Here is a 15,004-nt window from a genome sequence, read left to right on the forward strand (position 1 = left end):
TTTTAATTAATTTTCATCACCAAAGTCAAAAGGAACCGGCGGGTCTAGTAGTGCCGGGTTATTCTGAATTTCGTTACTTGGGTAAGGAAATAACAGATCATCCATTGTTGGGGTGAATTTTTCTGACGCTACAGTTGCAGGAGTTGTGGAGTTGTCGAAAGTTCCTTTTTCCTGAGCCGCAAGAAAAGGTATTGAGAAATCTGGTCCCCTACGGATAACATCATACCAGAACTCTCCTTCAAGAGCAAGTTCTATTCTTCTTTCCTGAAACACATCTTCAAGAGTGTAGCTGTCAAGATCCTCAAGTTCTGCACGATCGCGCACCTTGTTCAATGCCTGCAATCCTTCTTCAATAGGACCTCCACCCATTATAGCTGCCTCAGCTTTGATCAAAAGCACCTCGGCATAACGCATGATATAAGTGTTGTTTGGATAGCTTTGCATCGCACCTCCTACGTTGCCTACTACATATTTTTTAATTCCCACATTGGTCCCCTGGAAATTAATATTTTCGGGGACAGTATAGCCGCCGTTCAGGTTAGGATAAACAGCGCCCGGAGCCATGATCGTACCATAAAATCTTTCATCATTGTCTTCATATGCATCTTGGAGGCTTATCGAGGGCCCTAGAGCAGACCACCCGTCAGCAAATCCTGAAATACCAGACGAACCAAAAAAAGACTGAAGCGCATTTCCTTCAGAATAAACCCCGGAATCTGTCCATTGCAGGGCAAAAACAGATTCGGAGTTGTTCTCATTTTGTACCAGGAATAGATCGTTATACTCTTCCACAAGGCTAAAAGCGCCAGAATTAATTATCTCATTTGATAATTGATAAGCCATTGACCAGTTTTCCTGATACAGATGAACCTTAGCCAACATGGCTTTAGCAGAGTTGCTATCAACTCTGCCTATTTGATAAAAGGAACTTTGTGTTCTGTCGTGGAGATCATCAATAGAAAACCTCAGATCCCGTTCTATAAATTCATAAATATCTTCCACAGGATTTCGTGGTACTACAGGTTCAAGAACGTACTCTGTGTTATCTTCCAAAATTGGTACAGATCCAAATATTCTTACCAGGTAAAAATATGCAGTTGCCCGAATCATCCTGGCTTCCCCAATAGAATTATCAATTACTTCTTGTGAAACATTGGGGCCAACTTTTTCTGGTAATGTATTTATTACAGAGTTAGACTGAGCAATCACTGCATAAAGACTTTCCCACGCCTGAGTTAAAGTTCCATGCTCGCCTGTAATGGCATAAGTCTGAAATTCTGAATTACGTGCATCCCAGGTTCGGGCGTTTCCTGAAGCCAACTCTCCTATACCCCAGGACACATTACTTACAAAAGCAAACCAGGGACGGGAGTACAAATGGTTTGACGCAGCTATTACTTCAGCATCGGTTTGGTAAAAATCATCAACATTATATGCATCTTCCGGCGTCCTGTCAAGAAAATCGTCAGAACAGGAGGTGAGGACAAGTACGGCAGTGAGTCCTGCCAGCACAAAAACTTTTTTAGTTTTGAATAATTTCTTCATCATATCAATATTATAATTCAACATTTAATCCAAGAGTAAATGTCCTTGGGGATGGATAACGACCGTTATCCACTCCCATTAAGAGCGTGTTCTGGTTATATGTCCCAACTTCAGGATCATACCCATAATAATCGGTAAAGGTGTAAAGGTTCTGTATACTTCCGTAGACTTTAAGATTGCCTATGCCCAATGCTTCGGCTGTCTCGCGTCCAAGGGTATAACCTAATGTAATATTTTGAATCCTTAGGTAGGAGCCGTCTTCAATGTATCTATCTGACATAATGATATTCGGGTTTGCTTCACTACCTCTTACCAGGCGCGGTTGTTGTCCATCGGGATTTGAAACGGACCAAAAATCAAGAACTATAGGATCCTGATTCACGTAATAGCTGCTCCCTGCAGTAAGCGTACGCTTCACTCCACTAAAAATGTCATTCCCGTATGCCCCCTGAAGAAACACTCCTAAATCAAAGTTCTTGTAGGTGAAGTTGTTTTGGAAACCAAATGTGAAATCGGGATGCGGATTACCTATTACAGTTCTGTCATCACTATTAATTACCCCATCGCCGTTAATGTCTTCATATTTTATATCACCCAACCAGGTAGTACCAAAAAGTTCATTTCCAACCGGTCTTCCAAATTGTATTGGCGCATCTTCAAGATCTTCAAGAGTTCTAAACATTCCTTCTACCTTATATCCATAGAACATCCCTACAGGTTCTCCAACCTGCGTAAGGGTAACGTTCATATTAGAATCACTTATATAAAGTGCCTGATTAATGGTAAGGTCCCCCAGTAGTTCGGTAACCTCATTAGTGTAATGTGAAAAGGTAAGGGTACCGCTATAGTTAAAATCATTATCTCCCAGTGTCTTGTACGATAAGGCAAGGTCCACCCCTTTGTTTACCATCTCTCCAAGATTGATCCAGGGAGCAGCAATAGCACCAGGGGATTGTCCTCCTGTTACAAAGTCGGTAACTGCATATTGGAACAAGAAGTCCTTTGATGTTTTATGCCAAAGTTCCACAGTGGTGCTAAGCCGGTTATCAAAAGCTGCAAAATCAAGTCCGAAGTTCGCCATCGCCGAAGATTCCCATGTAAGGTCCTCGTTCTTGAAATTGGCATATTCGAACCCGGTACCAAGCCCGGTATTCATAGGATTTAGAACTACACCATAGGCAAAGTTTGGTATGTTTTGGTTTCCTACCTCCCCGTAACCGCCATAAATCTTTATATCTGCCAAACCATCGAAATCTTCCATAAATGTTTCTCTTGAAACTAACCAGGAAGCAGATGCAGATGGAAAATAACCCCACTTATTTCCTTTTGCAAACTTGGAGGATCCATCTGCTCTAAGAGAAAGAGTAAGGTTGTATTTATTATCAAAGGTGTAGATGGCACGACCAAAATAAGACTCTAAAGCTGAGCTTCCAATGTACTGGTCTACAAGATCGTTAGCATTTCCCTGCCCGAGAACCGGTAGTTTATTACTAACAAATTGCCCATCAACAGAAGTAACTCCTTCCCAACTGGACTCCTGTACTTCCTGTCCTACAAGAAAGGTAACGTCATGCTTATCTGCAAAACTATTATTATAAGTTAGCAGGTTCTTTAAGATCCAAAAGGTGCTGTTCTCCCGGGTAACCTGAAGGCGGTTTTGTCCGCTTTCAATATTCCCATAGGTGTAGGTAGGCTGAAATAAGTCTCTTAAGTTGTTTCCAACATCACCACCTACTTCTGTTCTAAAAGTAAAATTGGCAGGCAAATCAAGTTCTACAAACAAATTCCCGAAGACCCTGTTCCTTTCAACTGTGTTCTCAATGCTTAATGCTTCAGCAATTGGGTTACGGGTACCGTAAGCAATCTCATCGGGAGTTACAGGTCCGGCAAAAGATCCATCAGGATTATAAACTGCAGTTGCTGGATTGTTAAGCAGAGAAAGCGAAATAATTCCGTTGCTTTGGTTGTTCAGCGTGATCTTATCATTTGTTCTACTCGCAGAAATATTTATTCCCGTAGAAATCCAATCCTTTATATCTGCGTTTACGTTTGCCCTCACAGTCATACGATCAAAACCAGATCCGATAACGGTACCTTCCTGGTCTGTATAGGAGGTGGAAAGGAAATAATTCACTCCTTCTTTTGCTCCTGAAAAGGCCAATTGATGGTTTTGCAGAATAGCATCATCAAATACCTCAGCTTGCCAGTCTGTTCCAGGTCCCAGAAGGCTTGGGTTCAGGAATTCGATTTGCGGATCAAGATTATATATTTCCCCAATGTTATTTTGGTGAGTAGCATATTCTTGCAGATTCATCACCTCCATTTTATTAGTAGGACGCTGTAAAGCAACATAACTGTTATAAACAAGTTTGCTTTGGCCTAATTTTCCCTTTTTAGTAGTAATTAAAACTACCCCGTTAGAACCTCTGGAACCGTAGATAGCAGTAGCTGAGGCATCTTTAAGAATGTTAATAGATTCGATATCATTTGGATTTAATGCGGCGAGGGGGCTAAGTCCTTCAGCGCCTGCTTCTCCCGATGTTGGCACTCCATCAATGATATAAAGAGGTTCACTGGACCCTGTAATTGAGTTTACTCCGCGTATTCTCACGGAAACAGCAGCTCCCGGTTGACCTGAGTTTTTGGAAATAGCAACTCCGGCAGCACGACCCTGCATAAGCTGGTCGACACTTACCTGTGGTATGTTCTCCAGTTCTTCAGAACTTATCCTGGCAACAGACCCTGTTATGTTCTCCTCCAGTTGCGCTCCATATCCAATCACCACTACTTCTTCAAGTGCTTCGGCATCGTCATTTAGAGTTATACTTAAAATCTGTCCCGGGGTTACCCGTACTTCCTGAGTGACGAAACCTACATAACTGAAGACAAGGTTTGTTGGTCCTTCAACAGTAAGTTCAAAATTTCCGTCAAAGTCTGTTGTGGTACCGTTTGTTGTTCCTTTCTCAATAACATTCACCCCCAAAAGAGGTATGCCATTACTGTCGGTTACAGTACCGTTCACACTGTCTTGGGCCTGTGCCACAGTTGTGGCGGAACAAAACATCAGCATGAGCAAAATCTTGCCATAAAGATAGAAAACGTTTTCGCTCTTGTTTGGATTTTTGTACATAAGAATTTGTGTTGTTAATATATTTAGTTAACTGGCTAAAGGTTGCGGAAAGCCTCTAACATAATATGAGCGAAATCATTAGAGTCAGAGAGATTTCCTTAGATCAAATTTAAAGCACATGTTAAGCTGTTGTTAATATTATTTTATCAATTAATGATGATATTTTTTCCTTATTTCTGAAAAGATTTACTTTATAACGAGAATATGTTGCAGGAGGAGGCGTTCTCCTGCACAGGGCTGCAGGAGTAGGAGAAAAAAAGATTAAGAAAATGCTATTTTTGAAAGGTTTAGTTGGAGGTGCTTAAATATGATCGCACCAGTTTTCCTGAAGTTGAAATATTTTCTTCCCGGTTTATTTCTGAAGGGGTGGTGCCGGGAAGTAAAGCTGCGGAAGATTCATCCTTGTCGGCCACAGACCAGTTGGCCCAGGAAAGGTTGTGTCGTTTCATAAATTCCATCCACTCTCCGGTTTCCTGGCCGTAAACAGGGCCGTCTCCATTGGCATCTGTGGTACCAAATTCGGTAACAAAAATTGCCAGCCCCTTATTCATTGCTGTTTCGGCTATTTCTCGCAGCTCCTGCCGGTGGGTGCCGGCGTAAAAATGCAAGGTGTAAGCAAGATTTTCTCCTTCTAAGGGATCCTTTGCAGCAAGATCAACTCTTTGAGACCAGGTTGGGGTGCCTAGGACTATAATATTGTCAGGATCATGTTCGCGGATTGCGGCTACGACTTCTTCATGATAAGGTTTTAAGACCTGTGACCATGAAACATCGAGAGGTTCATTATACACCTCATAAATAAGGTTGGGGTAGTCGCCATACTCCCGTGCAATTTCAGAAAAGAATTTTTTTGCCTGCGGCAGATGATCTTCTGCGTGATGGTCGTGCCAGTCTACAATTACATAAATCCCCAGATCTATGGCGGCTTCAATTACTTTTTCGACCTTCATTTTTTCTCTTTCAGGATTTTCAAGGTAGCCGTCATGTTCTACAGCCATGGCGGCACGAATAAGTTGAATGTCCCATCCTGTTACCAGATTTTTTACCGATTCCTGGTTATAATATTGTGGTAGCCATTGACTCCAGAATAAAGACATGCCTTTTAGTTGAACAGGTTCGCCTGAAGCATTCTTTATTTTTCCATCTTCAATACTTAACTGTCCATGAGTGGCTACCGGGGATAAGTTTTCTTCAGGTGCATTGGGAGCTTCTTTTTTTGAAGAGCATGTGGTGAGAGTTATTGAGATTAAAAGTAGAAGAAGTGAGTTTGGGAGTTTCATTAGTGATCTGGATTTGATTAGAGTACTCTTTTTATTCCGCTAAATTCTTCACGGTATTGTGAAGGCGTGCAGTTTTTACTCTTTTTGAATACCCTGTTAAAGTTGGCGATGTTGTTGAAGCCGCATTTAAAAGCAATTTCGGCAATACTCAGGTCTTTTTCGATCAACCATCGGGAAGCAAAACCAATGCGGGTGTCATTTACGTATTCGATTAGGGTCTTTCCTGTCCTTTTCTTTATAAACCGGTTAAAGGATACGGGGCTCATATTAACCAGTTCTGAGATTTCATTTAAAGAAATTTTGTTCTGATAATTTTCCTGAACGTATTCATAAATAATTTTGATTTTGTCACTGTTCTCGAAGTTTTTATTGTTGGAAGTGTAGGAGGAAAGCAAGCGCTGATTTCTGGAAGTTGCAAGATCCTGAAGGATGGATATTAGCTCCAGAAAATAATCTATACTATCAATTTTTGAGAGCCTAAGGATCTTTGGGGTCACCTCTTTTGCGATTTTTTCTGAAAAAAGGATTCCATGAGCCGAACGTTCAAACATGTCCTTTATAGGTTTCATGATCCTTCGGCCCAGAAGTTTCTCGTCAAAAAGGTCGTTGTGGAACTGTATTGTAATCTCGTGGATGTTCTTGTTTTTGCAGTTGTGAAGTTCCCAGCCATGCTGCAGGTTAGGTCCCACAAGTACCAGTTCTGTATTTTCAATGTCTTCCATACTGTCGCCCAGTATTCTTCGAACTCCCTTGCCGTTTAAAATAAAGTTCAGCTCATATTCTGGATGAAAATGTATGGGAAAGTCAAAATCATCTTTAATTCGGTCAAATACAAGAAAACTATCTTCAGGGGACAGGGGGGTGATTTCACGATGGACTTCAGCAGTCATTTTCTTTAATGTTTACGTTCTGGAAAAAATTTCATTATTAAATGACAAAATCATATTAATTAAATCGCCTTTGGCAGAGTAAATTTGAATGTCATAATTTACGGGGCTCAGAATTTCGAATTTGCAAATTTTAGAAGTTAAAGATAAGCTAAGATTTTTTTATATAAAACATTTTGTCAAATAGAAGCATGAAAAATACATCTGGCATAAAGAATATTGTTAAGTGTCTAATACTTTTTTTTATTTTAATTCAGTTTGCGGGCTGTAAGTCTACATCTGGGATTAACTTTGAAACTATTAAAGTAGCAGATGCCGAAGCAACCAATGCTACCAAACTGTTGTACCATAATATTCAGGAAATTGCACAAAAAGGTATTGCATTCGGTCATCAGGATGCTACAGCCTATGGGATTGGCTGGAAGCACGAGGAAGATCCAGAACTTTTGCGAAGCGATATTAAAGAAGTGGCAGGAGCATTTCCTGCAGTTCATGGCTATGATATAGGCCACATAGAACTTGACAGGCCTCATAATCTTGATACCGTTTCTTTTGCTTTAATGAGAGATCATATTCAAAAGCTGTACGAAAAAGGGGCAATTATTACCATGAGTTGGCATCTGGATAATCCTGTTACCAATGGCAGTTCCTGGGATAAAACTCCTGCAGTTCCCGCTATTCTTAAAGGAGGAGAACAGCGTGAAAAATATGTTCTTTGGGTGAAAAGGCTTTCAGATTTTTTCAACTCACTAAAAGATGAAAAAGGTAATGTGATCCCGGTAGTATTCCGCCCGTATCATGAAATGAATGGCTCATGGTTCTGGTGGGGTGGAGACAATGTTACTCCCGAAGATTACAAACAACTTTGGCGTGAAACCCAGCAGCTGTTAAAGGAGAACAACGTGCACAGTCTGTTATATGCCTATTCCCCCAACACCATTAGTAGTGAAGAGGACTTTGATAGATATTATCCCGGAGATGAATTTGTGGATATTCTCGGGGTAGACATATACAACCACAGCGGAAATGAAGCTTTTACCATAGACGTAAAAAGAAATTTAGAAATAGTGCGCAAAAAGGCGGCATTGGCCGATAAACCTTTTGCACTTACCGAAACCGGAAACAACAACTTTGGCGAAGATCCTTACTGGTGGACGAAAACCTTATACCCGGGAATGAAAGATTCTGGTGCTGCGTGGGTGCTGGTTTGGAGAAATGCACAGCCATCGCATTATTTCGCCACTTACCCTGGTGAAATTTCTGAAGAAGATTTTAAAGCGTTTGCGGAACTGGAAGAGATCCTGTTCCTGGACGAGGTGGAAGAGATAACTGACTAAAGAGATAGCCCCCTATGCTACAAGGATTAGATATTGCAATAATTTTAGCTTATTTGGTTGGAACCATTCTAATTGGACTAGCCTTAAGGAAGAAAGCTCAAAGAAGTAAGGATGATTACCTTTTAGGAGGAAAAGACCTCCCATGGTATATGCTGGGCCTCTCCAATGCATCCGGGATGTTTGATATCTCCGGAACCATGTGGCTGGTCACCCTTACCTTTGTTTACGGATTAAAAAGTATCTGGATTCCATGGCTCTGGCCAGTATTTAATCAGGTGTTTTTGATGGTGTTCCTGGCAACCTGGCTTCGGCGTTCACAAGTCACTACAGGTGCAGAGTGGATACATTTTCGCTTCGGTAAAGGCCAGGGTGGAAACCGCTCTCACAGCATCATTGTCATTTTTGCCATTTTGAGCTGCCTTGGCTTCCTGGCTTATGGATTTATAGGGCTTGGAAAATTTGTTGAGATCTTTATTCCCTGGGAAATAGTTTCAGCCTATGTGCCTTTTGATGTTCCTGCTGAATATATCCCACACTTTTACGGTGTGATCTTCACCATGTTTGCTGTTTTTTATTCTGTGCTTGGAGGGATGTCGGGAATCGTGTGGACAGATCTGCTTCAGTATTCTATCATGACGGTTTCTTCTGTTGCTATTGCGGTGATCGCGTGGCAGGCTATGGGAGAAAGCACAATGAATGTCCCCGAAGGCTGGATGAATCCGCTCTTTGGATGGGAACTCGACATCGACTGGACCGGAATTATTGATGAGGTCAATGCCAAAATAGCATCAGATCAATATTCTCTTTTTGGGCTGTTCTTTATGCTCATGGTCTTTAAAGGGATCCTGTCCAGTATAGCAGGACCTGCGCCTAATTATGATATGCAGAAAATCCTTTCTACCAAAAGTCCGCTTGAAGCTGCTAAAATGAGTGCATTCTCTATTGCGGCACTTATTCCTACAAGGTATTTAATGGTGGGTGGCTTTTCTGTTCTGGCCATTCTTTTCTACGACGATCTGAGGCTGGAAACCGCCGGAATTCTGGACTTCGAGAAGATCCTGCCTGCAGCGATTGGACAATTCGTCCCGGTGGGATTATTAGGGCTACTCCTCGCCGGACTACTGGCGGCTTTTATGTCCACCTTTGCGGGAACTTTAAATGCTGCGCAAGCCTACCTGGTGAATGACATTTACTTAAAATATAAGCCCGATGCTTCTCATAAAGAAGTGAAGAAAATGAACTACGCAAGCGGAATGGTCGTAGTGCTTATCAGCATCATTCTTGGTTTCTTTGTACTGGACGTGAATTCTATTCTACAGTGGATCGTTTCAGCGCTTTACGGAAGCTATGTAATTTCCAATACACTTAAATGGTACTGGTGGCGTTTCAATGGAGAAGGCTACTTCTGGGGAATGGTTTCAGGAATTATCCCGGCAATGATATTTCCGCTGATAACAGATACCTTGGATCTTTATTACTTCCCAATCATTCTGTTGATTTCCATCGCCGGAAGTATTATTGGAACCTTTACCGCTCCTCCAACAGATGAAAGAATTCTTAAAGATTTTTACATCAAAACCCGCCCATGGGGCTTCTGGAAACCCATTCTTGACAAAGTGAAGGAAGAGAATCCTGAAATAACCCGGAACAAAAACTTTTCAAGAGACATGTTCAATGTTGTAATAGGTGTTATTGCCCAAACCGTATTGGTTCTAATTCCCCTATACCTCATTTTACATGAAAATATTTCAATGGTAATTTCCATTGTTGTGCTGCTCATTTGTGTGTTCATTTTGAAGAAAAACTGGTGGGACCACATTAAAAAAGAAGCAGGCGTCAATATAAAATAACCCTACGAACAAGTCTTTAATAAAACAAGAGAACTAATGAGTAAAATTCCTCAATACGAGCAACTCATAAAAGAGCATAAAGAATTTATTCAAACCCCGAATAAACCTTCTGAAAAATCTATTGGAATTGTACAGCGGTACCAGAATCCGGTAGTTACAGCAGCTCATGCTCCCCTGCATTGGAGGTACGATTTTAATGCTGAAACCAATCCGCTGGGACTGGAAAGAATAGGTATAAATGCCACTTTTAACCCCGGAGCCATCAAGTGGAACGGGAAATATGTGCTGGCAGTAAGAGTGGAAGGCAATGACCGGAAGTCATTCTTTGCAATGGCCGAAAGTCCAAATGGTGTCGATAATTTCAAGTTCTGGGAAAAACCTGTAGAACTGCCGCAAACAGAAGAACCCGATACCAATGTTTATGACATGAGGCTCACGCAGCATGAAGACGGCTGGGTCTACGGAATTTTCTGTACAGAGCGTAAAGATAAAACCAACCCCGATACCAGCGCAGCAGTTGCAAATGCCGGAATTGTGAGAACGAAAGATCTTCTCAACTGGGAAAGACTACCAGATTTGATTTCAAATTCTGGTCAGCAGCGGAATGTAGTGATGCATCCGGAATTCGTCAATGGAAAATACGCTCTTTACACCCGCCCTCAAGACGGATTCATTGAAGTAGGCAAAGGCGGAGGAATCGGCCTTGGGTACATCACAGATATCACAAACCCTGTTTTAGAGGATGAAAAGATCATCAATCACAAGGTTTATCATACAGTTTATGAACTTAAAAACGGACTGGGGCCTGCACCTATAAAGACTGAAGAAGGTTGGCTGCACCTGGCCCATGGCGTAAGAAACACTGCCGGTGGTCTTCGATATACGCTATATCTTTTTATGACCGCTCTTGATGATATCTCAAAAGTGATTCATCAGCCAGCCGGTTATTTCATGGCGCCAAATTATGAGGAGACAGTAGGAGATGTTCCTAATGTTCTCTTCGGAAATGGTTGGATTACAGATGAAGATGGTAAAGTCTTTATCTACTACGCATCTTCAGATACCCGTTGCCATGTTGCAGTTTCTTCTGTAGATAAATTACTGGATTATGTAAAAAATACTCCCGAAGATGGCCTCACCTCGAGAGCTTCTGTAAATGCAATTGTAGATCTTGTAAACAGGAATAAAGAAGTGATATAATGGCAGATCCCACAGCACAATTCAAAGCCGAACTTTCCGCAGAGCTGGAAAATATCCTGAAATACTGGAATGAATTCAGCGTGGATGAAAGAAATGGCGGATTTGTGGGGCGAAGGGATCATTTTAATAAAGAAGTACCCGATGCTTCCAAAGGAATTATTCTCAACACCCGAGTTCTCTGGACTTTTTCGGCAGTTGCGAATCATAAAAAGGAACAGTCAGGCGAGCTAAGATCTTTGGCAGATCGTGCTTACGGTTATCTAAAAATGGCATTTCGGGATGACATTTTTGGAGGGGTATTCTGGGAAGTGGATGCTGAAGGAAATCCCCTAAACAGGAGGAAGCAGATCTATGCCCAGGCCTTTGCTATTTACGCCCTTTCCGAATATCACATACTTTCAGGAGACGAGGAAGCCAAAGAATGGGCATTGGAATTATTTGACCTGGTGGAATTACATGCCAGAGAGAGAGAATTCAATGGTTACCTGGAAGCTTTTCAGCAGGACTGGTCTCCAATAGAAGACATGCGTTTAAGCGAAAAGGATAAGAATTCAGCAAAGACCATGAACACGCATTTGCATGTGTTGGAGGCTTATACAACGCTCTATAAGATCACAAAATCTGAAGCAGTCAAAGAAGCTCTTGAAAACCTGATCGAACTTTTCCTTAACAAATTTTATGATCCTAAAAATCAGCATTTTCAGCTCTTTTTTGACAATCAGTGGAATCGGGAAGGAAATGTCGTTTCCTACGGACATGATATTGAAGCGATCTGGCTCATGATCGAAGCTGCAAAAGCTTCAGGAAACAAAAATTTAGTCAATAGAACCCAGTCTATAGCTGTGCCTGTAGCAGAGACTTTTTTGGAAGAAGCATATGTTTCAGAAAAAGGAGTGATCAACGAAAAGGACCTCGATTCCGGAGAAACAGATACAGACCGGCATTGGTGGCCGCAAGCCGAAGCCATGGTAGGGCTGGAATATGCATATCAGATCTCCGGAGAGGAAAAATTCAAAAATGCCATTTTTGATATCTGGAAATTTACGCAGGAGCATATTATCGACCATGAGAACGGCGAATGGTTCTTCAGAATAGATGAAAATAACCGAACTTATACGCAGGAGGATAAGCTGGGCATGTGGAAATGTCCTTACCACAATTCCCGTGCGTGTATTGTTCTAATGAAATAGTCCAATGAAAAAAATCTTTCTCTTTTTGTTCATGTCTCTGGTCCTCGCGGGCTGTAGCAAAGATGAGGATCCTGTTGTCAATCCTGACCCAGATCCTGTAGATCCTGTAGATCCGGTTGATCCCCCGGGAGAGGAAGAGTTCATTCTTCAGCCCGAAGATACGAGGACATACATGGTGGACGCATCGGCTACAGAAGAGACTGTGGCGCTTTTCTACCAGCTAAAAACCCTTTCCAGGAATCATTTTATCATTGGCCAGCAGGATGCTTTCAACGCTTTCTACGGAAACAACTCTGGAGAATCGGACATTAAGAAAGTATCCGGCAGCGACCCCGGATTGTTAGGCTCAGATTTCATGTTCATCACAGACGACAACAATAACGGTCAGCCGGAAAACTGGTTTTATCAACAGGAACAGAAGATCATAGCTGATGTTGTTGAGGCTTACGATAAGGGAATGGTTAACCATTTTACCTGGCATTTGAGAGAACCCTATGAAGGCGATCATTTTTATGCCGATGACATGACAGAATTCCAAAGAGCAAATGCTTTTAAAAGTATTCTGCCAGGGGGTGCTAACCATGAATATTATAAAGAAAAACTTCTAAAGGTTGCCGAAGTGACTAAAAATTTAAAAGGCAGTGATGGCAAATTGATCCCGATAATCTTCAGGCCTTTCCACGAATTCGATGGCGGCTGGTTCTGGTGGGGAGCACCTTATGCTAGTGCCCAGGAATTTAAATCGCTCTGGAGGTTTACCGTGGAATATCTTCGTGACGAACTGGAGGTGCATAATATACTTTATGCTTACGCGCCAGACAATTCCTATTCAACTGCCACTACTTATTTGCAAAGATATCCGGGAGATGAGTATGTGGATATTCTTGGGATGGATAACTACGGAGATTTCTTGCCCGGTGATGCTTTAAAACTTTCGGCTGCAAATGCAAAGCTGAAAATGGTTTCAGATTTAGCCAAAGAAAGAGTAAAGATCGCTGCAATGACCGAAACCGGTCTGTTCATTCCGAATAGTACCTTACCCGAAAACTTCTATTCTAAAAATTTATATGAGGTCCTTACAGGTAATGATATCCAGATAGGTTTCATGATGTTCTGGCAGAATTCAGAAAATGTTTATACTGTACCGGTACCCGGACTTGAAGGGGAAGAAGACTTCCTTCAATTCGTTCAAAAGGAGGAACCTCTTTTGCTTCATGAAATGCCAACTATGTATAACCTTCCCAATTGATAGATATGAAAAAGTTATTCCTATTGACCTTCGCAGCAGCAATGTTTCTCGCGTCGTGTAGCAGTGTCAAAAACGTTGAAAACAGGCCTGCTCCCATCACGGTAAAAGACGGTGTCTTTTACAAAGGCAGCGAACCCTATTATTTTGTGGGTGCAAATTACTGGTACGGCCCTCTTATCGCTGCAAGTAATATCGGCGACAGGGAACGGCTTATTAAGGAGTTGGATCTCATGAAAAGCCAGGGAATTGACAATTTGAGAATTCTTGTTGGTGCAGAAGGCGGTACGCAGGATTTTCAGGTTAAGCCTGCATTACAGCCTAAACAGGGAGAGTATAATGATGACCTTTTAGATGGTCTGGATTTTCTTTTGGCCGAAATGGCTAAAAGAGATATGTACGCTGTGCTCTACCTTAACAACAACTGGATTTGGTCTGGCGGGATGTCGGCTTACCTGGAATGGAATGGTTATGGCGAGGTGGCAAACCCGTTTTTGGAGAAGTACACCTGGGAAGAGTATTTTCAATATACTCAGCAGTTCCACACCTGTACCCCATGCCGGGAAGCTTTTATGAACCACATAAGGTTCATCATCGGCAGAACAAATCCGTATACCGGACTTAAATACACCGATGACACGGCTATTATGTCCTGGCAGGTGGCCAATGAGCCACGTATTTTCACTGAAGAGGACAGGGAGCCATTCAGAATCTGGCTTAAAGAAGTAGTTGATCTTCTCAATGATTTAGATCCAAATACCCTTGTTTCTACAGGAGCCGAAGGAAAAGCCAGTTATCTACAGGACCTTGAGGAATATGAATCGCTTCATGCAAATCCTAAAATAGATTATCTTACAGCTCATATGTGGCCAAAGAACTGGGGCTGGTATGACATTGAAGATGAAAAAGGAAGTCTCCAGGTTTCTATTGACAACGCTTACGATTATGTAAATGAGCATGTTGAAGTAGCACAAAACCTCAATAAACCTATTGTTCTTTCGGAATTCGGTTTTCCAAGGGAAAAGGAAAGTTTATCTTTGGAAGCATCAGTTGAAAACAGGAATGAATTTTATGAGGCTCTTTTTCTGAAAATTAGGGAGAGTCATGAGGAGAGAGGGCATTTGGCAGGAGCGAATTTCTGGGGCTTTGGTGGATTTGCTAAAACCGATCAGGTAAGAGGAAAATGGGAAGTGGGAGACGATTTTACAGGAGATCCGCCACAAGAACCACCAGGCTTAAATACCGTATTTGCAAAGGATGAATCTACGCTTCAACTGATCAAAAAGTACAATGAAATATTAAATCCTGAAGCTGTTCAAAAATAGAAATATCCATAAAT

General features: G+C 41.7%; 10 protein-coding genes. 6 read left to right on the top strand and 4 right to left on the bottom strand.

Annotated elements, in window-relative coordinates:
- Positions 1-6 precede the first annotated feature (6 nt).
- From ACQ93I_RS04020 to ACQ93I_RS04035, 4 genes are all read right to left on the bottom strand, one after another.
- Positions 7-1,548 (bottom strand): RagB/SusD family nutrient uptake outer membrane protein, encoded by a 1,542-nt coding sequence (locus tag ACQ93I_RS04020; protein WP_431697251.1) that lies wholly within the window; start codon positions 1,546-1,548, stop codon positions 7-9.
- A 7-nt stretch (positions 1,549-1,555) separates the two neighbouring features.
- Positions 1,556-4,675 carry a SusC/RagA family TonB-linked outer membrane protein gene (locus ACQ93I_RS04025; protein ID WP_431697252.1) on the bottom strand — a complete coding sequence of 1,040 codons (3,120 nt, stop codon included), beginning with the start codon at positions 4,673-4,675 and terminating at the stop codon, positions 1,556-1,558.
- Positions 4,676-4,962: 287 nt separating this feature from the next.
- A complete protein-coding gene (locus ACQ93I_RS04030) occupies positions 4,963-5,955 on the bottom strand; it encodes a glycoside hydrolase family 5 protein (RefSeq protein WP_431697253.1) in 993 nt (330 codons plus the stop codon).
- Positions 5,956-5,972: 17 nt separating this feature from the next.
- Positions 5,973-6,845 carry an AraC family transcriptional regulator gene (locus ACQ93I_RS04035; protein WP_431697254.1) on the bottom strand — a complete coding sequence of 291 codons (873 nt, stop codon included), beginning with the start codon at positions 6,843-6,845 and terminating at the stop codon, positions 5,973-5,975.
- Positions 6,846-7,033: 188 nt separating this feature from the next.
- Between ACQ93I_RS04035 and ACQ93I_RS04040 the strand changes: the two genes are divergently transcribed.
- From ACQ93I_RS04040 to ACQ93I_RS04065, 6 genes are read left to right on the top strand one after another with little or no spacing between them, the layout of a single operon-like run.
- Positions 7,034-8,179 (top strand): glycoside hydrolase family 26 protein, encoded by a 1,146-nt coding sequence (locus ACQ93I_RS04040; RefSeq protein ID WP_431697255.1) that lies wholly within the window; start codon positions 7,034-7,036, stop codon positions 8,177-8,179.
- Between the two features lie 14 nt (positions 8,180-8,193).
- Positions 8,194-10,029, top strand: coding sequence for a sodium:solute symporter family protein (locus ACQ93I_RS04045; protein ID WP_431697256.1), 1,836 nt, complete (start codon positions 8,194-8,196; stop codon positions 10,027-10,029).
- A 36-nt stretch (positions 10,030-10,065) separates the two neighbouring features.
- Positions 10,066-11,229, top strand: coding sequence for a glycoside hydrolase family 130 protein (locus tag ACQ93I_RS04050; protein WP_431697257.1), 1,164 nt, complete (start codon positions 10,066-10,068; stop codon positions 11,227-11,229).
- Complete coding sequence (locus ACQ93I_RS04055) at positions 11,229-12,419, top strand: AGE family epimerase/isomerase (RefSeq protein WP_431697258.1); 1,191 nt, start codon at positions 11,229-11,231, stop codon at positions 12,417-12,419. The genes ACQ93I_RS04050 and ACQ93I_RS04055 overlap by 1 nt, the downstream gene beginning before the upstream one ends.
- A gap of 4 nt (positions 12,420-12,423) precedes the next feature.
- Positions 12,424-13,668: a glycosyl hydrolase gene (locus ACQ93I_RS04060; protein WP_431697259.1), complete on the top strand. Its 1,245-nt coding sequence runs from the start codon at positions 12,424-12,426 to the stop codon at positions 13,666-13,668.
- Positions 13,669-13,673: 5 nt separating this feature from the next.
- Entirely contained in the window at positions 13,674-14,990 is a 1,317-nt protein-coding gene (locus tag ACQ93I_RS04065) for a glycoside hydrolase 5 family protein (RefSeq protein WP_431697260.1), read from the top strand.
- Positions 14,991-15,004 lie beyond the last annotated feature (14 nt).

This window comes from Salinimicrobium sp. WS361 (assembly GCF_050750585.1).
In the GTDB taxonomy this organism is placed as follows: domain Bacteria; phylum Bacteroidota; class Bacteroidia; order Flavobacteriales; family Flavobacteriaceae; genus Salinimicrobium.